The 26,117-nt window shown below is 74.1% G+C and carries 28 protein-coding genes and 1 pseudogene; 19 read left to right on the forward strand and 10 right to left on the reverse strand.

The window, feature by feature from the left end:
- Nucleotides 1-271: 271 nt before the first annotated feature.
- Nucleotides 272-403 (reverse strand): hypothetical protein, encoded by a 132-nt coding sequence (locus tag ACZ4UX_RS07450; RefSeq protein ID WP_465705986.1) that lies wholly within the window; start codon nucleotides 401-403, stop codon nucleotides 272-274.
- Nucleotides 404-509: 106 nt separating this feature from the next.
- On the opposite strand from ACZ4UX_RS07450, the gene ACZ4UX_RS07455 reads away from it, so the two are divergent.
- Nucleotides 510-758 carry an RICIN domain-containing protein gene (locus ACZ4UX_RS07455; RefSeq protein ID WP_465705987.1) on the forward strand — a complete coding sequence of 83 codons (249 nt, stop codon included), beginning with the start codon at nucleotides 510-512 and terminating at the stop codon, nucleotides 756-758.
- A 247-nt stretch (nucleotides 759-1,005) separates the two neighbouring features.
- Nucleotides 1,006-1,569, forward strand: a complete 564-nt coding sequence (locus ACZ4UX_RS07460; RefSeq protein WP_465705988.1) for an RICIN domain-containing protein — start codon at nucleotides 1,006-1,008, stop codon at nucleotides 1,567-1,569.
- On the opposite strand, the pseudogene ACZ4UX_RS07465 reads toward ACZ4UX_RS07460, so the two are convergent.
- Both ACZ4UX_RS07465 and ACZ4UX_RS07470 read right to left on the reverse strand, forming a co-directional pair.
- A pseudogene (locus tag ACZ4UX_RS07465) lies at nucleotides 1,541-1,801 on the reverse strand (transposase); the annotation flags it as partial. The gene ACZ4UX_RS07460 and the pseudogene ACZ4UX_RS07465 overlap by 29 nt on opposite strands.
- A gap of 258 nt (nucleotides 1,802-2,059) precedes the next feature.
- Nucleotides 2,060-2,728, reverse strand: coding sequence for a TetR/AcrR family transcriptional regulator (locus ACZ4UX_RS07470; protein ID WP_465705989.1), 669 nt, complete (start codon nucleotides 2,726-2,728; stop codon nucleotides 2,060-2,062).
- A gap of 302 nt (nucleotides 2,729-3,030) precedes the next feature.
- Between ACZ4UX_RS07470 and ACZ4UX_RS07475 the strand changes: the two genes are divergently transcribed.
- Nucleotides 3,031-4,065, forward strand: a complete 1,035-nt coding sequence (locus tag ACZ4UX_RS07475; RefSeq protein ID WP_465705990.1) for a medium chain dehydrogenase/reductase family protein — start codon at nucleotides 3,031-3,033, stop codon at nucleotides 4,063-4,065.
- A gap of 85 nt (nucleotides 4,066-4,150) precedes the next feature.
- Nucleotides 4,151-4,678, forward strand: a complete 528-nt coding sequence (locus ACZ4UX_RS07480; protein ID WP_465705991.1) for an SRPBCC family protein — start codon at nucleotides 4,151-4,153, stop codon at nucleotides 4,676-4,678.
- A 46-nt stretch (nucleotides 4,679-4,724) separates the two neighbouring features.
- Here ACZ4UX_RS07480 and ACZ4UX_RS07485 read toward each other — a convergent pair whose 3' ends face one another.
- Entirely contained in the window at nucleotides 4,725-6,194 is a 1,470-nt protein-coding gene (locus ACZ4UX_RS07485) for an MFS transporter (protein WP_465705992.1), read from the reverse strand.
- Nucleotides 6,195-6,433: 239 nt separating this feature from the next.
- Between ACZ4UX_RS07485 and ACZ4UX_RS07490 the strand changes: the two genes are divergently transcribed.
- Entirely contained in the window at nucleotides 6,434-6,988 is a 555-nt protein-coding gene (locus ACZ4UX_RS07490; RefSeq protein WP_329487137.1) for a MarR family winged helix-turn-helix transcriptional regulator, read from the forward strand.
- A 40-nt stretch (nucleotides 6,989-7,028) separates the two neighbouring features.
- Nucleotides 7,029-7,562, forward strand: a complete 534-nt coding sequence (locus ACZ4UX_RS07495; protein ID WP_329487138.1) for a GNAT family N-acetyltransferase — start codon at nucleotides 7,029-7,031, stop codon at nucleotides 7,560-7,562.
- Here ACZ4UX_RS07495 and ACZ4UX_RS07500 read toward each other — a convergent pair.
- Nucleotides 7,559-8,335 (reverse strand): AraC family transcriptional regulator, encoded by a 777-nt coding sequence (locus tag ACZ4UX_RS07500; protein WP_465705993.1) that lies wholly within the window; start codon nucleotides 8,333-8,335, stop codon nucleotides 7,559-7,561. The genes ACZ4UX_RS07495 and ACZ4UX_RS07500 overlap by 4 nt on opposite strands.
- Nucleotides 8,336-8,390: 55 nt before the next feature.
- On the opposite strand from ACZ4UX_RS07500, the gene ACZ4UX_RS07505 reads away from it, so the two are divergent.
- Nucleotides 8,391-9,668 carry an MFS transporter gene (locus ACZ4UX_RS07505; RefSeq protein WP_465705994.1) on the forward strand — a complete coding sequence of 426 codons (1,278 nt, stop codon included), beginning with the start codon at nucleotides 8,391-8,393 and terminating at the stop codon, nucleotides 9,666-9,668.
- 69 nt (nucleotides 9,669-9,737) lie between these two features.
- On the opposite strand, the gene ACZ4UX_RS07510 is transcribed toward ACZ4UX_RS07505, so the two are convergent.
- Both ACZ4UX_RS07510 and ACZ4UX_RS07515 read right to left on the reverse strand, forming a co-directional pair.
- The gene (locus ACZ4UX_RS07510) at nucleotides 9,738-10,247 is read right to left on the reverse strand and encodes a methylated-DNA--[protein]-cysteine S-methyltransferase (RefSeq protein WP_465705995.1); all 510 of its coding nucleotides are present in this window, start codon (nucleotides 10,245-10,247) and stop codon (nucleotides 9,738-9,740) included.
- A complete protein-coding gene (locus ACZ4UX_RS07515) occupies nucleotides 10,244-11,764 on the reverse strand; it encodes a DNA-3-methyladenine glycosylase 2 family protein (RefSeq protein WP_465705996.1) in 1,521 nt (506 codons plus the stop codon). Before ACZ4UX_RS07515 ends, ACZ4UX_RS07510 begins: the two co-directional genes overlap by 4 nt.
- 257 nt (nucleotides 11,765-12,021) lie before the next feature.
- Between ACZ4UX_RS07515 and ACZ4UX_RS07520 the strand changes: the two genes are divergently transcribed.
- Nucleotides 12,022-12,426 carry an ASCH domain-containing protein gene (locus tag ACZ4UX_RS07520; protein WP_465706294.1) on the forward strand — a complete coding sequence of 135 codons (405 nt, stop codon included), beginning with the start codon at nucleotides 12,022-12,024 and terminating at the stop codon, nucleotides 12,424-12,426.
- A gap of 68 nt (nucleotides 12,427-12,494) precedes the next feature.
- Here ACZ4UX_RS07520 and ACZ4UX_RS07525 read toward each other — a convergent pair whose 3' ends face one another.
- The 3 genes from ACZ4UX_RS07525 to ACZ4UX_RS07535 form a co-directional block, all read right to left on the reverse strand.
- Nucleotides 12,495-13,076, reverse strand: coding sequence for a YdeI/OmpD-associated family protein (locus ACZ4UX_RS07525; RefSeq protein ID WP_465705997.1), 582 nt, complete (start codon nucleotides 13,074-13,076; stop codon nucleotides 12,495-12,497).
- A 76-nt stretch (nucleotides 13,077-13,152) separates the two neighbouring features.
- Nucleotides 13,153-14,298 carry a ribosome small subunit-dependent GTPase A gene (gene rsgA / locus ACZ4UX_RS07530; protein WP_465705998.1) on the reverse strand — a complete coding sequence of 382 codons (1,146 nt, stop codon included), beginning with the start codon at nucleotides 14,296-14,298 and terminating at the stop codon, nucleotides 13,153-13,155.
- 317 nt (nucleotides 14,299-14,615) lie between these two features.
- Nucleotides 14,616-15,902 carry a YihY/virulence factor BrkB family protein gene (locus ACZ4UX_RS07535; protein ID WP_465705999.1) on the reverse strand — a complete coding sequence of 429 codons (1,287 nt, stop codon included), beginning with the start codon at nucleotides 15,900-15,902 and terminating at the stop codon, nucleotides 14,616-14,618.
- 177 nt (nucleotides 15,903-16,079) lie between these two features.
- Here ACZ4UX_RS07535 and ACZ4UX_RS07540 point away from each other — a divergent pair, with 177 nt between their 5' ends.
- The 11 genes from ACZ4UX_RS07540 to ACZ4UX_RS07590 all read left to right on the forward strand — a co-directional run bounded on the left by ACZ4UX_RS07540 (nucleotide 16,080) and on the right by ACZ4UX_RS07590 (nucleotide 26,111).
- A complete protein-coding gene (locus ACZ4UX_RS07540; RefSeq protein ID WP_329492070.1) occupies nucleotides 16,080-16,163 on the forward strand; it encodes a putative leader peptide in 84 nt (27 codons plus the stop codon).
- Nucleotides 16,164-16,361: 198 nt separating this feature from the next.
- On the forward strand, nucleotides 16,362-18,086 hold the full coding sequence (locus ACZ4UX_RS07545) for a nitrite/sulfite reductase (protein WP_465706000.1): 1,725 nt from the start codon (nucleotides 16,362-16,364) through the stop codon (nucleotides 18,084-18,086).
- Nucleotides 18,087-18,107: 21 nt separating this feature from the next.
- The gene (locus ACZ4UX_RS07550; protein ID WP_329487146.1) at nucleotides 18,108-18,305 is read left to right on the forward strand and encodes a hypothetical protein; all 198 of its coding nucleotides are present in this window, start codon (nucleotides 18,108-18,110) and stop codon (nucleotides 18,303-18,305) included.
- Nucleotides 18,286-18,987, forward strand: coding sequence for a phosphoadenylyl-sulfate reductase (locus ACZ4UX_RS07555; RefSeq protein ID WP_465706001.1), 702 nt, complete (start codon nucleotides 18,286-18,288; stop codon nucleotides 18,985-18,987). The genes ACZ4UX_RS07550 and ACZ4UX_RS07555 overlap by 20 nt, the downstream gene beginning before the upstream one ends.
- Nucleotides 18,988-19,060: 73 nt before the next feature.
- Nucleotides 19,061-19,642 carry an adenylyl-sulfate kinase gene (gene cysC, locus ACZ4UX_RS07560; RefSeq protein WP_329492071.1) on the forward strand — a complete coding sequence of 194 codons (582 nt, stop codon included), beginning with the start codon at nucleotides 19,061-19,063 and terminating at the stop codon, nucleotides 19,640-19,642.
- Nucleotides 19,639-20,577: a sulfate adenylyltransferase subunit CysD gene (gene cysD, locus ACZ4UX_RS07565; RefSeq protein WP_329487148.1), complete on the forward strand. Its 939-nt coding sequence runs from the start codon at nucleotides 19,639-19,641 to the stop codon at nucleotides 20,575-20,577. The genes cysC and cysD overlap by 4 nt, the downstream gene beginning before the upstream one ends.
- Nucleotides 20,578-21,903: a sulfate adenylyltransferase subunit 1 gene (locus tag ACZ4UX_RS07570; protein WP_465706002.1), complete on the forward strand. Its 1,326-nt coding sequence runs from the start codon at nucleotides 20,578-20,580 to the stop codon at nucleotides 21,901-21,903.
- A gap of 268 nt (nucleotides 21,904-22,171) precedes the next feature.
- The gene (locus ACZ4UX_RS07575; RefSeq protein WP_465706003.1) at nucleotides 22,172-23,344 is read left to right on the forward strand and encodes an aliphatic sulfonate ABC transporter substrate-binding protein; all 1,173 of its coding nucleotides are present in this window, start codon (nucleotides 22,172-22,174) and stop codon (nucleotides 23,342-23,344) included.
- 247 nt (nucleotides 23,345-23,591) lie between these two features.
- The gene (locus tag ACZ4UX_RS07580) at nucleotides 23,592-24,395 is read left to right on the forward strand and encodes an ABC transporter ATP-binding protein (protein ID WP_329487151.1); all 804 of its coding nucleotides are present in this window, start codon (nucleotides 23,592-23,594) and stop codon (nucleotides 24,393-24,395) included.
- Nucleotides 24,382-25,284 carry an ABC transporter permease gene (locus ACZ4UX_RS07585; RefSeq protein ID WP_329487152.1) on the forward strand — a complete coding sequence of 301 codons (903 nt, stop codon included), beginning with the start codon at nucleotides 24,382-24,384 and terminating at the stop codon, nucleotides 25,282-25,284. The genes ACZ4UX_RS07580 and ACZ4UX_RS07585 overlap by 14 nt, the downstream gene beginning before the upstream one ends.
- A 20-nt stretch (nucleotides 25,285-25,304) precedes the next feature.
- A complete protein-coding gene (locus ACZ4UX_RS07590) occupies nucleotides 25,305-26,111 on the forward strand; it encodes a sirohydrochlorin chelatase (protein ID WP_465706004.1) in 807 nt (268 codons plus the stop codon).
- The last annotated feature ends 6 nt before the right edge of the window (nucleotides 26,112-26,117 follow it).

Raw genomic sequence — 26,117 nt, forward strand, 5'->3', positions numbered from 1 at the left:
GCCCCCCCCCCCCCCTCTCCCCCCCCCCCCCCACCCCCCCCCCTCCTGTCCCCTCCCCCCCCCCCCCCCCCCCCCCCCCGGCCGTCTCAGCCCTGGCCGTCTCAGCCTCGGCCCTCTCAGAGGGTGTGCGATAGGGGATTCCCCCCAACTGTCCGGCTTCGATTCTTGGGGCGCGGACTCGGTTCCAGGATCTCGTGGCGGCCGGGTCCGTGTCCGCGATGTTGATCAGTGTGACGAAACGACGCAGGTATCCCTCGGACCTGAAGGACGATCAGGGGAAGCTCATCGAGCCGATGCCGGTGGCTCCCTGGTCACCGCGCTCGCCTTCGCGCTGGTCCTGAGCGCGGGCGCGCTGCGCCGCGCCGAACGTCCCGCCGTGCCGGCCGGCTCCGGCCGCCCGCACTCCACCCCGGTCCTGACAGGGTGAAACACGCTTCCCGACCGTCCCCGCGGTGTGATCCAATACGCGCGGCCGTGCAGGAAGCACGCCACCGACCCACAGGGGACCAATGAGCAGAGCCATCGACACCAGACGCATCGCCTCCGCCGCCGCGGTGCTCGCCGCGACCGCGGGGCTCGCCGTGGCCGCGCCCGCCGCTCCGGCCCAGGCCGACTCCCCGAGCGTGTTCCAGCTCGTCAACGCGGCCAGCGGTAAGTGCCTGGACGTCTCCGGCGGGTCCACCGCCGACGGCGCCGCGGTGATCCAGTGGGCCCGCACCGGCGGCACGAACCAGGGCTGGCACTACGCGGCCTCCTGATCCGGAACAGCACCGGAGCGCCGGCCCAAGGCGCGCCTTCGCCCGGGGCTCGCGTCCGTCGCGCACCCACCGGTCCGCCGGCGGCCGGCAAATCCACCGGAGCGACGCACAACCTTTCCGAACGACGCACGTCCAATCACATGACGCATCCGGCCACCCGGCGCCCGATCCGCGCAACCGGCCGCCGGCCGGACCGGGGCGGTCCGTCCTGCCCGATCGTCTGCACAGCTCCGTCCCAGGGGGACTCATGAACAGCCTCAAGCGACACCTCGGCTCCGCCGCCGCAGCCCTTCTCCTCGGCGCGGCCGGCACGGCCGGCATCGCCGCACCCGCCTCGGCCACGACCGCCTACCGGCCCGTCAACAGCACGGGCGACGTCGAGATCCGGGCCACCTTCAGCGACAAGTGCCTGGAGGTGGCCGACTGGCGCACCGACGACGGCGCCCCCGTCCGCCAGTGGACGTGCACCGGCGGCGACAACCAGAAGTGGCGCTTCACCGACGGCTACGCCGTCAACGTGCACAGCGGCAAGTGCCTGGAAGTCCCCGGCTGGAGCACCGCCCCGGCCGCCCCGATCGGCCAGTGGACCTGCACCGGCGGCAACAACCAGCGCTGGGGGGCCATCAACGTCGGCAACGGGGGCCTGGGCGTCAGCGACCGGAGCATGGCCGTCGTCAACTTCCACAGCGACCTCGTCCTGGACGTCAACGGCGGGGACTTCGCCGACGGCGCCCCGGTGATCCAGTGGTACTCGACCGGGGCGCGCAACCAGCGCCTGCTCCTCACCCCGCCCGCGACCGCCGCGCGCTGATCCTGAACGTCCGGGGTGGGGAGTCGGCGGACTCCCCACCCCGGACCCACCCCCCGTTTCGTGAGTCGTGGATCAGCTCGGTGGTGCCCTCGCGTTCCCACTCCTTGAAGTACCCGTGGACGGTGGTGCGGGGCGGGAAGTCGTGCGACAGGTACCGCCAGGCGATCCCGGTCCGTGCGACGTAGGGAATCGCGTTCACCACCTCGCGCAGCCCGGTCGCGGGCTCACGCCCTTCAGCGCGGCTGCGTCGCCACTACACCAGCATCGGCCAGATGAGCTACCCCTGATCGTCCTTCAGGTCCGAGGGATACCTGCGTCGTTCCGTCGCAATTGATCAATATCGCGGACACGGACCCGGCCGCCACGAGATCCTGGAACCGGGTCCGCGCCGCAAGAATCAAAGCCGGACAGTTGGGGGGAATCCCCTCTCGAACACCCCCTCAGCCCCGGCCGTCTCTCCCATCGGACGGGGCCGCCCGGTGGGCGGGCGTCACGAGGTGAGGGAGGCCACCTCGGCGGCGTAGAGCAGCTCCGGGTCGAGGTCCATCCCGGTGAAGTGGCCCGCCAGTTCCAGCGAGAGCGTGCCGTGCAGGCGGGTCCAGAAGGCGAGCGCGCGGCGCAGCTCGGCCGGGCGGGCGCCGGGGTGTCCGGCGGCCCAGGGGCGGTGGTGCTCCAGGTAGGCGTCGAGCGCGGCGGCCGGCCCCGCCGGCTCCGGCCCCGGACCGGCGGCGACACAGGCGTCGAGCAGGGTCGACATGATCTCCGAGGCGATCACGGTGGTGTCCTCGGGAGCGTGGTAGCCCGGGACCGGGGTGCCGTAGACGAGGAAGTAGCGGTGCGGGTCGGCCAGCGCCCAGCGGCGCAGGGTCCGGGTCAGCTCCAGCAGGTCCGCCGGGTGGGTGCCCCCGGCGGAGCCGGTGGCCAGCAGGGCGTCGGCGAGGCTGCGGTAGGCGTCCCGGACGAGCTCCGTGATCAGCTCGTCGCGGTTGGCGAAGTACCGGTACAGCGCGGGTCCGCTCAGGCCCATCTGCTTGGCGATCGCGTTCAGTGAGAGCGCGGACGCGCCCACCCCGGCGATCTGCTCCCAGGCCCGTTCCTTGACCTCCGCGCGGACCTGCTGCCGGTACCGCTCGCGTGGGGTCGGCGTCTTGTCGGCCATGCCTGTCTCCTTCTTCCGCTCGCCCCGGGATCCGCCCGTCCCGGGATCGGTCCCTCCGTGGATCAATCCGTCCCGGGATCGGTCCGTCGCCGTACCCGGCCGCCCGCCCCTGCCGTCCTGCCCGCTCGCCCGCCCCGGCCGCCCGCCCGGGTACGGGGACCACAGCATGGGTTAGACGGTATCACTCACGGCAGAGGTGTTCACGATCGATGGATTCGCTCGCTTGACACGACCCTCGGCGACATTCATTCTAGTTATAGCTTCTAACGGAAGCGAGAGCATCAAACACAGAGGAGATCGCCATGGTTGCCACCGAGTACGTCGAGGTCGTCCTGCCGGGCAAGGTCGAGCCGGAGGGCCTGAAGGTTCGTTCGGGACTGCCGCTCCCGGTGCCCGCCGCCGGTCAGGTCCTGGTCGGGGTGGAGGCCACCGGGGTCTCGTTCGCCGAGCAGCAGATGCGGCGCGGCCGCTACTACGACCAGCCGGCGTTCCCCTTCGTCCCCGGGTACGACCTGGTCGGTACGGTCCTGGCGGCCGGCCCCGGCGTCGGGCCCGAGCTGGTCGGCCGTCGGGTCGCCGCCATGACCAAGACCGGCGGCTGGGCGAGCCACGTCGCGCTGGACGCCGCGGACCTCGTCGAGGTGCCGGACGGCGTCGGCGCGGCGGAGGCCGAGACCGCGGTCGTCAACGGCCTGACCGCCTGGCAGATGCTGCACCGCAAGGCCCGGGTGCGGGCCGGTCAGACCATCCTGGTCCACGGCGCCAACGGCGGGGTCGGCTCGGTGCTGGTCCAGCTGGCGCTCGGCGCCGGCGCCCGGGTGATCGGCACCGCCTCGGGCCGCCACCACGACGCCCTGCGGGCCCTCGGCGTCACGCCCGTGGACTACCGGCGCGAGGACGTCCCCGCACGAGTCCGGGAGCTGGCCCCGGGCGGCGTGGACGCCGTGTTCGACCACGTCGGCGGCCCCGGCATCACCGACTCCTGGCGGCTGCTCGCCCCCGGCGGCACCCTCGTCTCCTACGGCAGCGCCGCCACCCGCGACGCCGAGGGCTCCAAGCAGCTGCCCGTGCTCGCGCTGCTCGGCCGGGTGTGGCTGTGGAACCTGCTGCCCAACGGGCGCCACGCCTACTTCTTCAACGTCTGGGCCGGCCGCGCGTTCGCCCCGAACCGGTTCCGGGCCCGCCTGCGCGCCGACCTCTCCCAGGTGTTCGCGGCCCTGCACCGGGGCGAGATCACGGCCCGGATCGCCGCCGAGCTGCCGCTGGCACGCGCCGCCGAGGCGATGCGCCTGGCGGAGTCCGGCACCGTCGCCGGGAAGGTCGTCCTCGTCCCGTAGGCACGGCCCCGCCCGACCGCCCCCCAGGCATCCCCCCAGGCATTCCCCCGGCACCCCCCTCAGGCACCCGACCAGGAGACCCACCGTGTTCACCACCCTCGCCGCCAGGGCCGCCGCCCTGCCCGTCGCCGTCGTCACCGGGCTCTGCGGAGGCGGCGGGCAGCAGCCCGCCGTCCGGATCGACCACCGGGCCCCGGTGATCACCCGCGACGACATCGTCATCAACGCGCCGCTGGAACGGATCTGGCGGATCCAGACCGACATCGGGGCCTGGCCGTCCTGGCAGCCCGACGTCACCCGCACCGAGTGGCTGACTCCCGGCCCGCTGCGCACCGGCTCGGTGTTCCGCTGGTCGGTGCACGGCCTGAGCGACATCTCCTCCACTGTCCGGGAGGTCCGCCCGCCGCACCGGATCGTCTGGGGCGGCCCGGCCCAGGGGATCACCGCCGTGCACGTCTGGACCTTCACCCCGGTCCGGGACGGCGTGCGCGTCCACACCGAGGAGTCCTGGGCCGGGGCACCGGTGGAGGCCGCCCGGCCGGAACTCCAGGCGGCGCTGGACGCCTCGCTGGACGCCTGGCTGCACCACCTCAAGGCCCGGGCCGAGGGGTGACGGTCCACCGGGCCGGCGCCCCGGGCCCCCTCCGCGGCGCCACCGGTCAGGCCCCGCCCGGCTCCGGCCGCCCGGGCGTCCGCGCGGCCGGGCGGACCAGCGCCACCGCGAGGACGGCCACGGCGGCGAGCGCGAGCAGGACCGTCCGCCCGCCGGACGCCGCGCCCGCCAGATGGACACCGAGGACGGGCAGCGCGGTGCCGAGCGCCGTCCCCAGGCTGCGGGCCATGTTGACCATGCCGCCGCCGACCGCCGAGCACTGCGGCGGGATCGCCCGCATCACCAGCGCGTTGTTGGCCGGCAGCAGCAGCCCCAGCCCGTACCCGGCGACCAGCAGCGGGCCCGCCGCCGTCGCCGCCCCCACCGGCAGCAGCGCGAGCAGCAGCAGCCCGGCGCCCGCGACGGCGGCGCCGAACCGGCAGCGGTCGACGTCCGACCAGCCCCGCGGCAGCAGCGCGCCGCCGACGGTCGCGGCGAGCGCGAAGGCGGCCGGGAGCAGGGTGATCACCAGACCGGCCCGGACCACCGGGACGCCCGCCCCGGCGAGCAGCACCGGGCCGAGCACCAGCGGGCAGAACAGCAGCAGATAGCCGATCAGCGCGACGGCCAGCCCGGGCCGCACGCCCGGGGTGTTGACCAGCCCCGGCGCCAGGATCGGCCGGGCGGCCCGCCGCTCCTGGCGGACCAGGCCGAGGGTGAGCAGCGCCGAGGCGAGCAGCAGGGCCGCCGCGGCCCAGCCGGGCAGGGGCAGGCCGGAGGCGGTGGAGAGGGCGAGCAGCAGCGCGGTGGTGGCTCCGGTGAGCAGCAGCAGCCCGGACAGGTCGAACCGGCCGCCCCCGGTAGCGCCCCCGCCCCCGTCGCCGTCGGCGACACCGGGGACCCACGCCCGGGCGCGGGTGCGGGGCAGCAGGAACCAGCCCGCCAGGATGCCGAACATTCCAACCGGCACATTGATCCAGAACACCCAGCGCCAGGAGGCGTGTTCGACCAGCAGCCCGCCGAGGCTGGGCCCGAGCGCCAGGCCGAGGCCCTGGGCGGCCGCCTGGATGCCCAGCGCCCGGCGCATCGCGTGGCCGGGGACGCCGCGGGCCACCAGGGCGACGCTGTTGGCCTGCATCATCGCGCCGCCGACCGCCTGCACGGCCCGGCAGGCCACCAGGATCCAGAGGCCGCCGGCGAACCCGGCGCCGAGTGAGGCCAGTGCGAAGACGGCGAAGCCGCCGAGGTACATCGTCTTGCGCCCGACCAGGTCGGAGAGCCGGCCGACCGGGGCCAGCAGGGCCACCAGCACCAGCAGATAGGCCAGCGCGACCCATTCCACCGCGGCGAAGCCGGCCCGGAAGTGCCCGCCGAGCGCGGGCAGCACCAGGGCGGTGATGCCGGCGGTGAGCTGGCCGAGGAACGCCCCGAGGCAGACGGTGCCGACGGCCAGCCAGTGGGCGTGCCGCCACCCGGCGATGCCGCGCGGCCGAGGGCGCTCGGCGAGCAGCCGGGTGGCGAGGGCGGTGGCGTTCATACGGCGAAATATATCGGACGCAGATATGTTCCTTCTACGAGCTGATCGGTCACCGATGGGCGTCGGCCCGGTGTCGAGACGGTACGCGACCGGCGGCCGCGGGCCGCGGCCTCCGGCGGGCGGGCGGCGGCCGGTCGGGGGTGGGCGGTCGGCGGGCGGCCTGGGGTGGGCGATCGACCCCTTCTCGGCAGGTGATCGGGCCGACGGCGCGGCCGCCACCAGGCGCTACGCTGTCCGCCATGCCGTCGTCACCCCCCGTTCCCGACCCCGCCGCCGCGCCTGCCGACACCCAGGCCGCCCCCGGGGTCCCGGCGGAGCTCCCCGCTCCGGCGATCGAACGCGCCCGGCGGCTGACCGACGTGGTCACCCGGCTGCGCCGCGCCCTGCGCAGCAGCATCCGCACCGAGTACCCGTGGGAGTCCCTGCCGATGGCGCAGGTCGAGCTCCTCCAGACGCTCGCCGCCGCGCCGCTGCGGGTCGGCGAACTCGCCGCCCGCCAGCGGCTGGCCCCGAACACCGTCAGCGGCCTGGTCGGCAAGCTGCTGGAGGCCGGCTTCGTCGACCGCCAGGCCGATCCCGGCGACCGCCGCACCGCCCGGATCGCACTCACCCCGGCGGGTCTGCGCCAGCTGGACGACTGGCGGCACGCCCACGAGCGCCGCATCGCCACCGCCCTCGCCACCCTGACCGCCGCCGACCGCGAGGCCGTCATGCAGGCGCTCCCCGCCCTCGACCGGCTCGCCCGCGCGCTGGCCGACCCGGGTGCGCCCGAGCAACCGACCGGGCCCGAATAGTCAGGTGACGAGCGGGCCCGGCGGCGGCTACCGTCCGTGGATGGAGAGCACTCGGGCGGACGCCGCACGGATACGGATCGAGCCCTGGACGAACGCCGATCTGGCGCTGCTCCGCCAGGTCAACACCCCGGAGATGAAGCGGCACGTCGGCGGCCCGGAGACGGAGCGGCAACTCCTCCACCGGCACCGCCGCTACCTCGACTTCGTCCCCTCCGGCGTCGGCTGCATGTACCGCATCGTGCTGCTCCCCGGCGGCGAGCCGGTCGGCACCGTCGGCTACGGCACCCGGACGTGGCAGGGCGCGACCGTCCACGAGATGGGCTGGAACGTCCTGCCCGCCCACCAGGGCCGGGGCATCGCGGTGGCCGCCACCAGGGCGGCCGTCGCCGCGGCCCGCCGCGAGGCCCGCCACCCCCATCTGCACGCCTTCCCCGACGTGGCCAACCCCGCCTCGAACGCCGTCTGCCGCAAGGCCGGCTTCACCCTCCTCGGCGAGACCGCCTTCGAGTTCCCGCCCGGGCGCCCCATGCGCAGCAACGACTGGCGGGTGGACCTCCGCGCGGACCCCGCCTAGCCCCGCCCGCCGGGGAGTTGACGGGTGCGGTAACGGCCGGGGGTCTCGCCGACGAGGGCGGCGAAAGCCTCGATGAAGGTCGTCGGATTGGCCCAGCCGCAGGCGAGAGCGGTCTCGGCGACGGACTTCCCCGCGGCGAGCCGGGTGAGCGCGTGGTGGACGCGGAGCTGAGTGCGCCACTGGTGGAAACTCATCCGCAGCTCCTGCCCGAAGAGCCGGCTGAGCGTGCGCTCACTCGCCCCGACCCGCGCCCCGAGCTCGGCGAGCGTCTGCTGGTTGGCCGGGTCGGCGTAGAGGATGCCGGTCAGCGCCCGGAGCCGGTCGTCGGCCGGCTCGGGCAGGTGCAGCGGCTGCTCGGGCGCCAGGGCGAGCTCGTCGACGACGACGGCGTGCAGCCGGTCGACCGCCTCCGGCGCCCGCCCGCCGGCGGCAGCCTCCTCGGCCGTGAGGGCGAGCAGGGCTTCGCGGGCGAGCCCGGAGACGCTGAGCACGGCCGGGCACGCGGGCAGCCGGGCGGCGAGCGCGTCGACCAGGAACAGGATCCGCATGTCCGCGTTGCCGTGCGCGGTGTGGTGGTGCTCGAAGGCTGCGGGAGTCCACGCCACCCGGGTCGGCGGGGCGATCCACGTGCCCCCGACGGTGGTCACGGACAGCACGCCGGTGGCCGGATAGACCAGGTGACCGCGGTCGTGGGCATGGACGGGCAGCCGCTGCCCGTGCGCCAGGGCGATGCGGCCGCGTTCCGCGGGATCGAGATGGCGGGTTTCCCTCATAGCTTGGCATCCTATCGGTGGCCCGCCACCCGGGCTCCGCCCGAGAGTGGACGGCATGACCAGCCCAGTAACCCACCAGGCCCCAGCGGCCGACCCGTCGGCGTTCCGGCAGGCGTCCCCCGGACCGGCCGGAGCACGCGCCGTACAAGCCGCTCTCGCGTTCAGCCTGGCCGCGCTGAACCTGCGCATCGCCGTCGCGTCCCTGTCCCCCGTCCTCGCGGAGGTCGAGCACGACGAACACCTCTCGTCCTTCGGCGCCGGAGCCCTCTCGACGGTGCCGGTCGTCTGCTTCGGGGCGTTCGCGTTCCTCGCACCCCGGCTCACCCGCCGCTTCGGCCCCCACCACCTGCTCTGGTACGCGCTGCTCGCGCTGGCCGGCGGCATCGTGCTGCGCTCCGTCCCGGGAGTGCCCGCCCTGTTCGGCGGGACCCTGATCGCCGGAGTGGCGATCGCGGTCGGCAACGTCCTCATGCCGCAGCTCATCAAGCACGACTTCGCCGGCCGCGCCGGGCTGATGCTCGGCTGCTACTCCCTGGCCCTGTCCGGCGGAGCCGCGCTCGCCGCGGGCTTGGTCGTCCCGCTGGCGTCGGCCACCGGCTGGGGCTGGCGGCCGGTGCTCGCGCTGTGGGCGCTCCCCGCCCTCATGGCCGCTCTCGCCCGGCTTCCCGAACTGCGCGCGCCGGACCGGCGTTCCGCGAACCGCCGGCGACCGGAGCCGGGGCAGCGGGGAGGAGCCGATACCGCCGCACCCGGGTCGCTGTGGCGCGACCGGACCGCCTGGGCGGTGACCCTGTACATGGGTCTGCAGTCCCTCGGCTACTACGCGATCCTCTCCTGGCTGCCGACGCTCCTGCGGGACCACGGCATGAGCGACAGCCAGGCCGGCTGGATGCTCTCCTTCTCCAGCTTCCCCGGGATGGCCGCGTCCTTCGCGGCCCCCTGGCTGCAGCACCGTCTGCGCCGGGCCTTCGTCCCGCCCCTGGCGGCGTCCCTGCTGTGCGCCACCGGCTTCGTCGGCCTGCTCACGTCCCCCGTGGCGGGCGCCTACCTCTGGATGACCGCGCTCGGGCTGGGCCAGGGCCTCGCCGTCGGTCTCGCCCTCGGCTACATCGTGGCCCGCTCGCCCGACGCTCACCACACCGGCCGGCTCTCGACCATGGCCCAGGGGATCGGCTACCTCATCGCCTGCCTCGGTCCGCTCGGTCTCGGCCTGCTGCACTCCGCGAGCGGGGGATGGTCGCTGCCGGTCGCCGTGCTGCTGGCCGTGCTCGTCGCCCAGACCGTCGCGGCCTTCGGCGCGAGCCGTGACCGCCACGTCCTGGCGTCCTCCTGACGGACCGGAGCGGTCCTCCTGACGGACCGGGCCCGGCGGGGACCACGCCGGGCGCGGTCCCCGCCGGGCTCAGAACAGCGTGCCGCCCTCCAGCTCCAGCAGCCAGCGCTTGCGGTCCACCCCGGCGGCGAAGCCGGTGAGGGAGCCGCTGGCCCCGACCACGCGGTGACAGGGCCGGACGATCAGCAGCGGGTTGGCCCCCACGGCGCCGCCCACCGCGCGGACCGCGTTCGGCGAGGCGCCGGCCAGCTCGGCGAGCCGGCCGTAGGTGACCGTCTCGCCGTACGGGATGTCGTCCAGCGCCGCCCAGACGCTCCGGCGGAAGTCGGTCCCGACCGGGGCCAGCGGGAGGTCGAAGGCGGTGCGCTCACCGGCGAAGTAGGCGGTGAGCTGGGCGACCGGCTCGACCAGCGCGTCCGGGTCGTGGACCCAGTGGTCGGCGGGCTCGGCCAGCGCGTACTTCTGGCCGGGGACGGTGACGGTGGCCAGCGCGGCCGGTCCGCCGTCCGTCGGCAGGACGCCGCTGAGCAGCAGCCGGCCGAACGGGCTCTCCATGAAGGTGAAGACGGTGGTGCTCATGCTCGGGTGTTCTCCGTTCCAGTGCTGAGGTCACTCGCGGCGCCCGCCCAGAGCCGGTGGACGGCGTAGGAGCGCCAGGGGGCCCAGGCCTCGGCGGCGCGGTCGGCGGATCTCGGGTCGCCGGGGGCGCCGAGCCGGACGAGGCCGTGGCGCACGCCGACGTCGCTCGGCAGGAAGACGTCCGGGTCGGCGAGGGCCCGCATCCGCAGGTAGCCGACGGTCCAGGGGCCGATGCCGGGGAGGGCGAGCAGCTGCGCCGCCGCCTCCTCCCGGTCGACGCCGCCGTCCAGCCGGACGACGCCCTCGGCCAGCGCCGCGCAGAGACCGGTGAGCGCCCGGCGGCGGGCGGCCGGCATCGCGAAGTCCTCGGGGTCGGCCACCGCCAGGGCGGCGGCGGTCGGGAAGAGCAGCCGCAGCCCGCCGCTCGGCTCCGGCAGGACGGCGCCGTACTTCTCGGCGAGCCGCCCGGCCAGGGTGCGGGCCGCGCCGACGGTGATCTGCTGGCCGAGGACGGCGCGGACCGCCAGCTCGTGCGGGTCGACGTGACCGGGCGAGCGCAGCCCGGGGCGGGCACGGACCAGCGCGCCGAGCACCGGGTCGGTGCCGAGCCGGCCGTCCACCGCGTCCGGGTCGGCGTCCAGGTCGAACAGGATCCGCAGCCGCTGGACGGCGGTCGGCAGGTCCCGCAGGTCGGTCAGGAAGAGGCGGCAGTCCAGCCAGCCGCGGGTCCGGGGTTCGTCGGCCGCCAGCCCGTCCACCTCGGCGATGCCGTGGCCGTACGGGAGCGTGAGGGTGCGGCGGTAGGTGCGCAGGCCCGGGCGCGGGCCGGGGACCACCTCCTCCACCCCGGGCACGGCGCGCAGGGCCAGGAAGCCGATCAGGTGGTCGCTGTCCAGCGCGCCCCGGTAGGCCAGCCGCAGGGTGAGCCCGCCGGCCGGGGTCGCGGTGCGCCGCCCCGCCGCGACCTCGGCGCGCAGCCCGCTGGGGGTGCGGTCGTAGACCTCGCGGACGGTGTCGTTGAACTGCCGGACGGAGGCGAACCCGGCCGCGAAGGCGATCTCGGTGACCGGCAGTTCGGTGGTCTGCAGCAGCAGCCGGGCGGTCTGGGCGCGGCGGGCCCTGGCCAGCGCGATCGGCCCGGCGCCGAGTTCGGCGGTGAGCTGGCGCTGGAGCTGGCGGGAGCTGTAGCCGAGGCGGTGGGCCAGACCGGCGACGCCCTCCCGGTCCACGATGCCGTCGCCGATCAGCCGCATCGCCCGGCCGACCAGGTCGGCGCGGTGGTTCCACTCGGGCGAGCCGGGCACCGCGTCGGGGCGGCAGCGCCGGCAGGCGCGGAAGCCCGCGCCCTGGGCGGCGGCGGCGCTGGGGTAGAAGGTGCAGTTGACGCGCTTGGGGGTCACGGCGGGGCAGCTCGGCCGGCAGTAGATGCCGGTCGAGGTGACGGCCGTGAAGAAGACGCCGTCGAAGCGGGAGTCCCTGCTGTCCACGGCTCGGTACCGGATGTCGTCGTCAATCACGCTGTCCAGTCTGCGGCACTCGGCGGGGTGGGACTGGCGGGAATCGGACATGGGCGTGCGGGTCCGCCGGAGCGGCTATCCGGCCGCTCGCCCGCGCGGGGAAAACCACGAGCCGTGCGGCCGGGCCCGCGGCTACCCTGACCGGGCCGGGCACCCGATCCGCCCGGCCGCCCGACCTTTTACCCGGCGACAAGGAGCCTCCCGTGACCGAGCAGCCGTACACCGGCCCGGACGATCCCCGGGTCACCGCGCTGCGGATGGAGCAGTTCGCCTTCCCCGGGCCGCTGCGCGACCGGCTGGTCGCGGCCGTCGTCAGCGGCGCCAAGACCAGCACCACCGGCCTGCTCGCCGAGTACGAGCACGAGAGCGAACCGCTGCCGAAGGTGGGCGTCCGCTCGGCGGTGATCGACTCGGACGGCCGGGCGGTGGCGGTGACCGAGACCACGGACGTCCGGGTCGTCCCGCTCGCGGAGGTCGACCTGCGGCACGCCGTGGACGAGGGCGAGGGCTTCACCACGGTGGCCGCGTGGCGTGCGGGCCACGAGGACTTCTGGCACAGCGAGGAGCTGCGGGCCGCGCTGGGCGATCCCGGCTTCACCGTCGACGACTCCACTCCCGTCGTGCTGGAGCGGTTCCGCGTGGTGGCCGACCTCCTGCGCTGACGGAGCTCCGAGCGGCCGCCGACGCCGCCCGCTCGGGGCCCGCGTCGCGTCGCACCGGCCCGACCCCGCTACGCCGCCGGGCCGCCGTCGCCCGTCAGCCGCCGCAGGGCCCGGTCGAGCCGGTCCCGCCGGGCCCGCGGGGTGAGCGCCTGGAGCAGCGGGAGGACGAGCCGGTAGCGCGCCGTCCGGTCGAGTGCCTCGAACGCCCGCCGGGCCCGCGGGTCCGCCTCCAGCGCCGCCGCCAGCTCCGGGGGCACGGTCGCGGCACGCTGCGAGGCGTAGGCCGCCGCCCACCGGCCGTCCGCCTGGGCTCGGCGCACCTCGGCGAGCCCGGGTCCGCGCATCCGGCCCTCGGCCGCCAGGGCCGCCACCCGGTCGACGTTCACCTGCGACCAGAGGCTCCTGGGCCGGCGCGGCACGTACTTCTGCAGGTAGTACCGCTCGTCGAGCGCGCGGCGCTGCCCGGAGATCCAGCCGTAGCAGAGGCCGATGTCGACCAGTTCGTCGTCGGTGACCGACGCGATGCCGGACTTCCGCCTGGCCATCCTGATCCACACGCCTTCGTGGCGCGGGTGGTTGGCGGCCAGCCAGTCCTCGAAGGCCCGGGCGTCCACGAAGGCGAGGACCTCCACCCCGTCGATCTCGTCCACGCGGTCGAGCGTAGCGGCACGCGCCCGGCGGGGCGACGGGCCGCCGTAACGCGCCCGCCGCCCCGCCGGTCCGCCGTCACCGCTTGACGACGCCCCGGGCGCGCACCGACTTGGTGATGGTCTTCCACTTCTTCAGCCGGGCCGAGGCCAGCCGGGCGTCCGAACGGGAGGCGATCCACTCGCTCTCGCGCTGGAGCTTGAGGTAGCTGTCCATCCGCCGCTGCGGGAGAGTGCCGTCCTCCAGCGCGGCCCGCACCGCGCAGCCGGGCTCGGTGTGGTGGCCGCAGTCGTGGAAGCGGCAGTCCTCGGCCAGCTCCTCGATGTCGGAGAAGGCCATCGCCACGCCCTCGCCGCCGTAGAGGCCGACCTCGCGCAGGCCGGGCGTGTCGATCAGCACGCCGCCGCCGGGCAGCGGGATCAGCTCACGGGTGGTCGTGGTGTGACGGCCCTTCTGGTCGACCGCCCGGGCCTGCTGAACGGTCATCACCTCGGCACCGGCCAGCACGTTGGTGAGCGTGGACTTGCCGACGCCGGACTGGCCGATCACGGCGGTGGTGCCGGGCGTACAGGCGCGCAGCACGTCCACCCCCTCGCCGGTCTCGGCGCTGACCACCAGCACCGTGACGCCGGGGGCGATGGCCTCGACGTCGGCCCGGATGAAGTCGGCGTCGTCCACCAGGTCGGCCTTGGTGAGCACGACCACCGGATCGGCGCCGGACTCCCAGGCCAGGGCCAGGAAGCGCTCGATCCGGCCCAGGTCGGGCTCGGCGGCGAGCGAGGCGGCGATCAGGACGGTGTCGACGTTGGCCGCCAGCACCTGGCCGTCCGAACGCTTGCCGGCCACCTTGCGGATGATCGCGGTGGAGCGCGGCAGCAGCGCCGCGACGGCCGGCATCGGCTGGGCCGCGAGGTCCACGGCCGCCCAGTCGCCGGTGCAGGGGCAGTTGATCATGTCGACGTCGCCGACCGACCGGGTGTCGGCCCGGACGGTGCGCGGTTCGCCGGTCGACGGGTCGGCCAGGACGACGTCGCACTGGCCGCGGTCCACCCGGACGATCCGGGCGGGCGTCAGCCCGGCCTCGGCGAGCGGGGCGAAGAGCTCCTCGGACTCGGCCGTCCAGCCGTAGTCGGCCAGCGGGAAAGCAGCCCGCTGGAAGTCGGAGGAGTCAAAGGAGTCGGAATCGGAGGAAAGGAGGGACGAGACGGAGGCAGCGTTGAACAACGCAGTGGGCCCTTCGGGAGGAAAGTGATCCCGCCGGGCTACGGCTGCGCGCGCGAAGGCGGCGTCAGCCGGCGGCCGGGAGGGAGAGGTGGTGGGTGCGAGCGCTGCCCAGGGCAGCCGTGACGGCAAAGACGGTCACAAGGCTCACCTCGTCTCTTCTCCGTGGACCGGTACAGCGGTCCCCTCAAACCGAACTGCTCACACCGTAGCGGCCGCCTCCGGCGCTGCCAACCGGTTTTTCACCTGCGCCGATCCGGTCGCCGACGATCGGGTCGCCGACGGCCGGCGCCGCGCCGACCGCCCGGCGCCGCAGCGCGTCAGCGCTGGTCCCACGGCGGCCGCGGCGGGTGGCTGGGTAGCGTGCGCTCGGGCGGCGGCGCGGTCGGCCGGTCGCTGTCCGGCGGCGGCGGGGTCGGCCGGTGGTGCGGACCGCCCCGGCTGGTGAGCCGGGCCCGGACGTTGTCGGCGGCGAGCACGTCGGCCCAGCGCTCGGGGTACTCGGAGGGCACGTCGACGTCCTCCCCCTCCTCGGCGTACTCCTCCTCGGCCCCCTCGGCGAGGCCGAGCTCGCGCGCCCGCCGGGCGCGCTCGGCGGCGCGCCGGGCGGCCACCTCGCGGACCACGGCGGCGGCGGCCTCCTCCTGCGCGCGCTCGTTCTCGGCGCGGGCGTCGGCGGTCTCCAGGGTCGGCCAGCGGCGGTCTATGGCGGCGTTCATCGCGGCGCCGATCAGCACCGCGAGCGCGACCACGAAGATCCAGAGCAGCACGGCCACCGGCGCGGCCAGCGAGCCGTACACCGAGGGGCCCTCGACCGAGCTGACCAGGTACAGCCGCAGTCCGACGCTGCAGAAGACCAGCACCACCAGCGCGACCAGCGCGCCCGGGATGTCCTCCCGCCAGGGCGTCGAGACGGGTACGGCCAGGTGGTACAGGGTGGTCAGGAAGACGATCAGCAACAGGATCGCGACCGGCCAGTAGAGCGCGTTGACCACGGTCGCGAGGTCCTGGACGGTGTTCTGCACCAGCCCGGGCCCGACCAGCAGCAGCGGCAGGACCAGGGAGCCGATCACCAGGGCGCCGAGGTAGAGGCCGAGCGACATCAGCCGGGTCTTGACGATGCCGCGCTTCCCGTCGAGCCCGTACATCACGGTGATGGTGTCGATGAAGATGTACAGCGCCCGGGACCCGGACCAGAGCGAGAGCAGGAAGCCGATCGAGACCAGGTCCGGCCGGGTGTGCTTGAAGACCTCGTCCAGCAGCGGGATCACCACGTCCTGGATGGACGAGTCCGAGAGGACCGTCCCGGAGGCCTTGAGGATGTCCTGCTTCAGCTTGTCGATCGTGCCCGCGCCGAGGAGGTCGTCCAGGTAGCCGAGGGTGCCGGCCAGGCAGAGCAGCAGCGGCGGGATGGACAGCAGGGTGAAGAACGCCGCCTCCGCCGCGAGCCCGGTGACCCGGTACTCGACGCAGGTGTTGGTGGTGTCCCTGACCAGCGCCCAGGCCGTCGTGCGCCAGGTGGCCTTGGCCGCCCGTCGGGAGCCCTTGCCCCGACGACGGGAGGGCCGCTCCGGGTTCGGTCTCGTCGTTTCGCCTGCTGCTTGCACAGGGCTAACGGTATCGGGCCGGGGCAGGTCCGTTGATCTCCCGTGTCGCGGGCCGTTCGACGGGGGTCCGATCCGGGGAGCGGCGGGAACGTCTCGGCATCTCGATATGCGAAACCTTTGCGTCCATCATTCGGACGTTAGTGGACCTCGCGTCGTGCTCCGTGCGAATCTCTTGCCATGCCTAGCGCCGGAACCACCCTAGTAGGTCGACTCCACGTCGATCTCCTTCGCGTGTCCAGCGCCATCTGTCCGGTGATCTGAGCCCCACCCCGCCGCCACCCACCGCACCCGGCGCCACCACCCCGCCATCCCCGTCGACGCGGATGCGCAGGCGCCCGCCCGGCCACGGTCACTGCTCTCCCGGCCTTGAGAAACCCGCAGGTCACAGCAGCAGCGCCCGGCCGAGCACGCCCAGCGACCGATCCGGCGTCAGAGCCACCTGCCCCGAAGGACTTCACCATGGCCACCACCCCCGAGACCGCCGAGCCGACGGCCGACCGCGCCGAGGCACGCCGCCCCGCCGCGCCTCGCAAGGTGACCCGCCACCGCGGTGAGGGCCAGTGGGGCATGGGCCACTTCACTCCTCTGAACGCCAACGAGCAGTTCAAGAAGGACGACGACGGTCTCAATGTGCGGACACGTATTGAGACGATCTACTCGCAGCGCGGCTTCGACTCGATCGACCCCGCCGACCTGCGCGGCCGGATGCGCTGGTGGGGCCTCTACACCCAGCGCAAGGAAGGCATCGACGGCGGCAAGACCGCGATCCTGGACCCGCACGAGCTGGACGCCGAGTACTTCATGCTCCGCGTCCGCATCGACGGCGGCCGGCTGACCGTCGCCCAGCTCAAGGCGATCGCCGAGGTCTCCGAGCTCTACGGCCGGAACACCGCTGACCTGACCGACCGGCAGAACGTCCAGTACCACTGGATCCGGATCGAGGACGTCCCCGCGATCTGGCAGAAGCTGGAGGCCGTCGGCCTGTCCACCACCGAGGCCTGCGGCGACACCCCGCGCGTCATCCTCGGCTCCCCGGTGGCCGGCATCGCCGAGGACGAGATCATCGACGGCACCTCCGCCATCGAGGAGATCCAGCGCCGCTTCATCGGCAACAAGGACTTCTCCAACCTGCCGCGCAAGTTCAAGTCCGCCGTCTCCGGCTCCCCGCTGCTGGACGTCGCGCACGAGATCAACGACATCGCCTTCGTCGGCGTCGAGCACCCCGAGCACGGCCCCGGCTTCGACCTCTGGGTCGGCGGCGGCCTCTCCACCAACCCCAAGCTCGGCGTCCGCCTGGGCGCCTGGGTCCCGCTCGACGAGGTCGCGGACGTCTACGGCGGCGTCATCGGCATCTTCCGCGACTACGGCTACCGTCGGCTGCGCAACCGCGCCCGGCTGAAGTTCCTGGTCGCCGACTGGGGCGTGCAGAAGTTCCGCCAGGTCCTGGAGGACGAGTACCTCAAGTACCAGCTGGTGGACGGCCCCGCGCCGAAGGAGCCCGCCGGCCGCTGGCGCGACCACGTCGGCGTGCACCGGCAGAAGGACGGCAACTACTACGTCGGCTTCGCGCCGCGGGTCGGCCGGGTCGACGGCGCCCTGCTCGGGCGGATCGCCGACCTCGCCGCCGCCCACGGCAGCGACCGGCTGCGCACCACCGCCGAGCAGAAGATGCTCGTCCTCGACATCGCCGAGGACCGGGTCGAGTCGCTGGTGGCCGGCCTGGAGGCGCTGGACCTGCGGGTCACGCCCTCCCCCTTCCGCCGCGGCACCATGGCCTGCACCGGCATCGAGTACTGCAAGCTCGCCATCGTCGAGACCAAGGAGCGCGGCCGCACGCTCATCGACGAGCTGGAGAAGCGCCTGCCGGACTTCGAGGAGCCGCTGACCATCAACATCAACGGCTGCCCGAACGCCTGCGCCCGCATCCAGGTCGCCGACATCGGCCTCAAGGGCCAGCTGGTGACCGACACCGACGGCCGGCAGGTCGAGGGCTACCAGGTGCACCTGGGCGGCGCGCTCGGCCTGGAGGCCGGCTTCGGCCGCAAGGTCCGCGGCCTCAAGGTCACCAAGGACGGCCTGCCGGACTACGTCGAGCGGGTGCTGACGCGCTACCAGGCCGACCGCGCCGAGGGCGAGCGCTTCGCCCAGTGGGCCGCCCGCGCCAGCGAGGAGCAGCTGTCATGAGTGAGCGCAGCGAGGTGGGCAATGAGTGAGCGGGCGGCACCGTTCTTCTGCCCGTACTGCGGCGACGAGGACCTGCGCCCATCCGAGGCCGGGCACGGCGCCTGGGAGTGCCACGGCTGCCGCCGGGCCTTCCAGTTGAAGTTCCTCGGCCTGCTCTCGGCACCCGACAGGACCACGGCGACCGACGGGGGTACGTCACATGACCGGCACGACGACTGACTACGAGGCGATCGCGACCGCCGCCGGCCGCGAGCTGGAGGAGGCGACCCCCCAGGAGATCCTGGCCTGGGCCGCCGAGACCTTCGGCGCGCGGTTCTGCGTCACCTCCTCGATGGAGGACGCGGTCGTCGCCCACCTCGCCTCCTCGGTCTTCCCCGGCGTGGACGTGGTCTTCCTGGACACCGGCTACCACTTCCCCGAGACCATCGGGACCAGGGACGCGGTGGCCGCGGTGATGCCGGTCAACCTCATCACCCTCAAGCCGCTGCAGACGGTCGCCGAGCAGGACGCCCAGTACGGGCCCGCCCTGCACGACCGCGACCCGGACCTCTGCTGCTCGCTGCGCAAGGTCGAGCCGCTGAACCGCGGCCTCGGCGGCTACGACGCCTGGGCCACCGGGCTGCGCCGCGACGAGTCGCCCACCCGGGCCGGCACCCCGGTGGTCGCCTGGGACGCCAAGCGCCGCAAGGTCAAGATCGCCCCGATCGCCCGCTGGACGCAGGAGGACGTGGACGCCTACGTCAACGCCAACGGCGTCCTGCTCAACCCGCTGCTGTGGGAGGGCTACACGTCGGTCGGCTGCTCGCCGCTGTCGTGCACCCGCAAGCCCGAGGAGGGCGAGGACGCCAGGGCCGGCCGCTGGTCCGGCTCCGGCAAGACCGAGTGCGGCATCCACCTCTGAGCGAGCCACCGCCCCACCACCGATCCACCGTCACTACCCGTCTGGAGAACCCACCGTGAGCACAGCCACCACCCTGGCCGCCGACGGAGCCGCGGAGGCGGCCCCCGCGGCCGCCCCCTGCGAGCGCGGCGCCACCGTGTGGCTGACCGGGCTCCCGAGTGCGGGCAAGACCACGCTCGCCTTCGCCCTGGCCGAGCGGCTGCGGGCCGAGGGCCACAAGGTCGAGGTCCTGGACGGCGACGAGATCCGCGAGTTCCTCTCCAAGGGCCTCGGCTTCACCCGGGAGGACCGGCACACCAACGTCACCCGGATCGGCTTCGTCGCCGAGAAGCTCGCCGCCAACGGCGTCAAGGTGCTCGCCCCGGTGATCGCCCCCTACGCGGACTCCCGGGCGGCGGTCCGCGAGCGGCACGCCGCCCACGGCACCGGCTTCCTGGAGATCCACGTCGCCACCCCCGTCGAGCTCTGCGCCGAGCGCGACGTCAAGGGCCTGTACGCCAAGCAGGCGGCCGGCGAGCTCTCCGGCCTGACCGGCGTCGACGACCCGTACGAGGCCCCCGTGGACCCGGAGCTGCGGCTCCAGACCCAGGGCCGCGAGGTGGCCGAGAGCGCCGCCGAACTCCACGCCTTCCTGACCGAGAGGGGTCTCGCGTGACCACCGCGACCGACAGCCTGGTCCACACCGAAGAGAGCGGCTTCGCGCTGTCCCACCTGGACGCGCTGGAGGCCGAGTCGGTGCACATCTTCCGCGAGGTCGCGGGGGAGTTCGAGCGCCCGGTGATCCTGTTCTCCGGCGGCAAGGACTCCATCGTCATGCTGCACCTGGCGCTCAAGGCCTTCTGGCCGGCCGCCGTCCCGTTCTCGCTGCTGCACGTCGACACCGGCCACAACTTCCCCGAGGTCATCGAGTACCGCGACCGGGTGGCGGCCGAGCACAACCTGCGCCTGCACGTCGCCCACGTCCAGGACTTCATCGACGACGGCCGGCTGCGCGAGCGCCCCGACGGCACCCGCAACCCGCTGCAGACCGTCCCGCTGCTGGACGCCATCGAGCGCAACCGCTTCGACGCCGTCTTCGGCGGCGGCCGCCGCGACGAGGAGAAGGCCCGCGCCAAGGAGCGCGTCTTCTCCCTGCGCGACGAGTTCGGCGCCTGGGACCCGCGCCGCCAGCGCCCCGAGCTCTGGTCGCTGTACAACGGCCGGCACGCGGTCGGCGAGCACGTGCGCGTCTTCCCGCTCTCCAACTGGACCGAGCTGGACGTCTGGCAGTACATCGAGCGCGAGGGCATCGAGCTCCCGGAGATCTACTACGCGCACGAGCGCGACGTCTTCTCCCGCAGCGGCATGTGGCTGACCGCGGGCGAATGGGGCGGCCCCAAGGAGCACGAGCCGGTCGAGCGGCGCCTGATCCGCTACCGCACGGTCGGCGACATGTCCTGCACCGGCGCCGTCGACTCCGACGCCGCCGACATCGGGGCCGTGATCGCCGAGATCGCCGCCAGCCGCCTCACCGAACGCGGCGCCACCCGGGCCGACGACAAGCTTTCCGAGGCCGCGATGGAAGACCGCAAGCGCGAGGGATACTTCTAAATGAGCACCACCACCCGGACCAGCGCCACCGCCCTGCTGCGCTTCGCCACCGCCGGCTCCGTCGACGACGGCAAGTCCACCCTGGTCGGCCGGCTGCTGCACGACTCCAAGTCGGTGCTCGCCGACCAGCTGGAGGCCGTCGAGCGCGCCTCCCTGAGCCGCGGCCAGGAAGCGCCCGACCTCGCACTGCTCACCGACGGCCTGCGCGCCGAGCGCGAGCAGGGCATCACCATCGACGTCGCGTACCGCTACTTCGCCACCCCCCGCCGGCGGTTCATCCTCGCCGACACCCCGGGGCACGTGCAGTACACCCGCAACATGGTGACCGGCGCCTCCACCGCCGAACTCGCCGTCGTCCTGGTCGACGCCCGCAACGGCGTGGTCGAGCAGACCCGCCGGCACGCCGCCGTCGCCGCGCTGCTGCGGGTGCCGCACGTGGTGCTGGCCGTCAACAAGATGGACCTCGTCGAGTACGCGGAGCCCGTCTTCGCCGCCATCGCCGAGGAGTTCACCGCCTACGCCGCCTCGCTCGGCGTCCGGGACGTGGTCGCGGTCCCGATCTCCGCCCTCGCCGGGGACAACGTGGTCGAGCCGTCCGCCCACATGGACTGGTACGGCGGCCCGACCCTGCTGGAGCACCTGGAGACGGTGCCGGTCGGCAGCGACCCGAGCGTCGAGCCGGCCCGCTTCCCGGTCCAGTACGTGATCCGCCCGCAGAGCGACGAGCACCCCGACTACCGCGGCTACGCGGGCCAGTTGGCCTCCGGCGTGCTGCGGGTCGGCGACCCGGTGACGGTGCTGCCCTCGGGCCACACCACCACCGTCGCCGGCATCGACGCGCTCGGCGCGGAGAGCGACCTCGCCTGGGCCCCCCAGTCGGTGACCGTCCGCCTCGCCGACGACATCGACGTCTCCCGCGGCGACCTGATCGCGGCCGGCCCGGTCCCGGTGCCCACCAAGGACATCGAGGCCACCGTCAGCCACCTCAGCGAGCGCCCGCTGCGCGCCGGTGACAAGGTGCTGCTCAAGCACACCACCCGCACCGTGCGCGCGCTGGTCAAGGCGATCTCCTACCGCATCGACATCGACAGCCTCGAACAGCGCTCCGGCGCCCAGGGGCTGGAGGTCAACGACATCGGCCACGTGGTGCTGCGCACCGCCGAGCCGCTGGCCCTCGACGACTACCGCGTGAACCGCCGGACCGGTTCGTTCCTGCTGATCGACCCGGCCGACGGCACCACCCTCACCGCCGGCATGGCGGGCGAGGCCTTCGACACCGTGCGCCCCGACGCGTCCGGCGCACCCGACGAGGAGGACTGGGTCTGATGCCCCGCGAGGCGTTCTCGGGCATGGACAAGGAAGGCGGCCGCATCGGCAGCGGCGTCCTCGGCAGCGGCCAGGGCGGCCTGACCCGATGTGCGGGCCGACAGGGCTGACCGGAGCCCTGTCACCGGGCCGGCCGCTGTCCCACCCCACAGCTGGTGCAGCGCACCGACCCGGCTTGCCCGGCATCCCCCGATGCCGCGAGCACGACCCGCCCCTTCCCGCCCGGGACCGTCCCCGCGACGGTCCGCCCGTGAACAGGACTTCGCCCATGGCACCGAACCACGCACTCGCGCCCGCCACCCTCCCCGATCGGCCGACACACCCGGCCGCCGGCCGGATCAGACGCTCCGCCGCGGCCGCCGTCGCCGGCCTCACCGCGGTGGCGCTGCTCTCCGCCTGCGGCTACGGCTCGAAGAGCGAGGACGACAAGCCCGCCGCGGCGGCCGCCGCCGGCGGTTCCGCCTCCGGTGCGAAGCTCTCCGCCGACACGGTCAAGATCGGCTACTTCGCCAACCTGACCCACGGCACCCCGCTGGTCGGGCTCCAGGAGGGCCTCTTCCAGAAGGAGCTCGGGGCCACCCAGATCAAGACCCAGGTCTTCAACGCGGGTCCGGCCGAGATCGAGGCGCTGAACGCCGGCTCCATCGACATCGGCTGGATCGGCCCCTCCCCCGCGATCAACGGCTACAGCCAGTCCAACGGCGAGTCGCTGAAGATCATCAGCGGTTCGGCCTCCGGCGGCGTCAAGCTGGTGGTCAACCCCGAGAAGATCCAGAGCCTGGACGACCTCAAGGGCAAGAAGATCGCCACCCCGCAGCGCGGCAACACCCAGGACGTGGCGCTGCTCAACTACCTGGCGGGCAAGGGGCTGAAGGTCAACCCCGACACCGGCGCCGGCGACGTCTCGGTGGTGCGGACCGACAACAAGGTCACCCCGGACGCCTACAGCTCCGGCTCGATCGACGGCGCCTGGGTGCCCGAGCCGACCGCGTCCAAGCTGGTCACCCTCGGTGCGAAGGTCCTGCTCAACGAGAAGGACGTCTGGCCGGACAAGAAGTTCGTGATCACCAACATCATCGTCTCGCAGAAGTTCCTCAAGGAGCACGCCGACGTGGTGGAGGCCGTGCTGCGCGGCTCGGTGAACACCAACGCCTTCATCAAGGCCAACTCCGACAAGGCCAAGGCCGACGCCAACGACGCCGTCAAGAAGGAGGCCGGCAACGCCCTGCCGGCCGAGATCCTCGACCCGGCCTGGGCCGACATCGACTTCCTGGACGACCCGCTGGCCGGGACCCTGCAGGCCGAGGCCGACCACGCCGTCACCGCCGGCCTGCTCAAGAAGCCGAACCTGGCCGGGATCTACGACCTGACGCTGCTCAACAAGGTGCTCAAGGAGAAGGGCCAGGCTCCCGTGGCGGACGCCGGGCTCGGCGCCAAGTAGCACCGCGCGGCACCCGCGCCACACACGGCGCACGGAAGCCCCGCCGCACCCAAGCCCCGAGGTCCGGTTCCCCGCCCGCCCGGTCGATGCCCGATCGATGCCCCCAGAGCACACGGGACGGGCGGGGCCGGACCCCGGCCCCGATTCCTTCGCCACCCGCCCTCCTCGCCCGCCGACCGGCAGGAGGGGCCCATGACCGCCCCCGGCCCCCGGCCGGGAGCTGCCCCCAGATGCAGGAGGTGCCCGGATGACCCCGGCACTGACCACCTCGGACGACGCCGTCGGCGTCGACACCCGCGGCGGCTCGCCCGCCGTCCGGATCTCGCACGTGCACAAGTCCTTCGGCCGCCCGGGCGCCGCCACGCACGTCCTGGACGACATCACGCTCGATGTCGCGCCCGGCGAGTTCGTCACGCTGCTCGGCGCCTCGGGCTGCGGAAAGTCCACCCTGCTCAACCTGGTCGCCGGCCTCGACAAGCCCACCGCGGGCTCGATCGAGGTGACCGGCGGACGCCCCGCGCTGATGTTCCAGGAGCACGCGCTGTTCCCCTGGCTCACCGCCGGCAAGAACATCGAACTCGCACTCAAGCTCGCCGGCGTGCCCCGCCCCGAGCGGCGCCCCGAGGCCGAGCGGCTGCTCGAACTCGTCCGGCTGGGCGGCTCCTACGGCAAGCGCGTGCACGAGCTCTCCGGCGGCATGCGCCAGCGCGTCGCACTGGCCCGTGCGCTCGCCCAGGGCGCCTCGGTCCTGCTGATGGACGAGCCGTTCGCCGCGCTCGACGCCATCACCCGGGACGTGCTGCACGACGAGATCACCCGGATCTGGGCCGAGCACAAGCTCTCCGTCCTGTTCGTCACGCACAACGTGCGGGAGGCCGTCCGGCTCGCCCAGCGCGTGGTGCTGCTCTCCTCGCGCCCCGGCCGGGTCGCCCGCGAGTGGCGGATCGACCTCCCGCAGCCGCGCCGGATCGAGTCCGCCGGCGTCGCCGACCTGTCCATCGAGATCACCGAAGAACTGCGTGGGGAGATCCGCCGCCATGGCCAGCACTGACAGCACCACCACCCTGGCCAAGGACCGGCCGGCGGACATCGCCGACGTCGGCGCCGGCCTGGACGCGCTGGACGCCGTCCAGGTGCGGCGCGTGCCGCTCGGCGAGATCCTGCGGACGAAGGCGCTGCCGCCGCTGCTCGGGCTGCTGCTCGTGCTGGCGCTCTGGCAGGGCGCCTACAGCCTCGAACTGACCTCCTCCTACAAGCTGCCCAGCCCGGCCGACGTCTGGCGCTCGCTGGTCGAGCTCTGGGAGGCCGGGACGCTGTTCAGCATCATCTGGACGAGCGTCTGGCGCGGTATCTCCGGCTTCCTGATCGCGGTCGTGATCGGCACCCCGATCGGTCTGCTGGTCGCCCGGGTCAAGCCGGTCCGGGCCGCGCTCGGGCCGGTGCTCTCCGGCCTGCAGTCGCTGCCCTCGGTCGCCTGGGTGCCCGCCGCCGTCATCTGGCTCGGCATCAACGACTCGATGATGTACGCCGTCATCCTGCTCGGCGCCGTCCCCTCCATCGCCAACGGCCTGGTGGCCGGCATCGACCAGGTGCCGCCGCTGTTCCTCCGGGCCGGCCGCACCCTGGGCGCCACCGGCCTGTCGAACGCCCGCCACATCCTGCTGCCGGCCGCCCTCCCCGGCTACCTGGCCGGCCTCAAGCAGGGCTGGGCGTTCTCCTGGCGCTCGCTGATGGCCGCCGAACTCGTCGCCTCCTCCCCCGACCTGGGCCTGGGCCTGGGCCGGTTCCTGGAGAACCAGCGGGAGTCGGCCAGCATGTCCGGCGTCCTCCTCGGCATCATCCTCGTCCTGTTCGTCGGCATCGCCATCGACCTCCTGCTCTTCGCCCCGCTGGAGCGCCGGGTGCTGCGCAACCGGGGCCTGGTGGGCACGGCCCGCTGACCATCGAGGTTCCTGTGATCATGTCTGCACCGGATCGACCGCTCCTGCTGATCGCCCACGGCAGCCGCGACCCCCGCCACGCCGCCACCGTGGCGGGGGTGGTCGAGCAGGTCCGGGCGCTGCGCCCCGGGCTGGAGGTCGCCACCGCGTACCTGGACCACTGCGCGCCGCGGATCCCGCAGGTGGCCGGCCGGCTGCCGGCGGCCGTGGCCGTTCCGCTGCTGCTGAACCGGGCCTTCCACGCCAAGCACGACATCCCCGCCGCCCTGCGCGCCGCCGGCGCCGACCTGCCGGTCGCGGACGTGCTGGGCCCGGCGCGACCGCGCGTCGCGGACGCGGCGCCGGCGACCGGGCCGCTCCCCGCCCCCTCCCCACTGCTGCTCGCCGCGCTGGACCGCCGCCTCGCCGGGGCCGGGCTGGCCGTCGGCTCCCCCGCCGTCCGCGCCCGCACCGGTGTCGTGCTGGCCGCGGCCGGCTCCTCCGACCCGGCCGCCGACGCCGCCACCCGGGCGGTGGCCGCCGAGTGGCGCCGGACCCGCGGCTGGGCCGGCGTCGAGGTCGCGTACGCCTCCGCCGGCGGCCCGCGCGTCCCCGCCGCCGCCGCCGCGCTGCGGGCGGCCGGGGCCCGCCGGGTGGCCGTCGCGCCCTACCTGCTCGCCCCAGGTCTGCTGCCGGACCGGATCGTGGACGCCGCGGCCGAGGCGGAGGCGGACGTCCTCGCCGAGGTCCTCGGCGCCGCCCCCGAGATCGCCCGCCTGGTGCTCAGGCGCTACCTCGGGGCCTGCCGCGAGGCCGTCGCCGCACCGGCGCTCAGCGCCAGCGCCTGAGCGTCC

The organism is Kitasatospora sp. NPDC028961 (assembly GCF_055564815.1).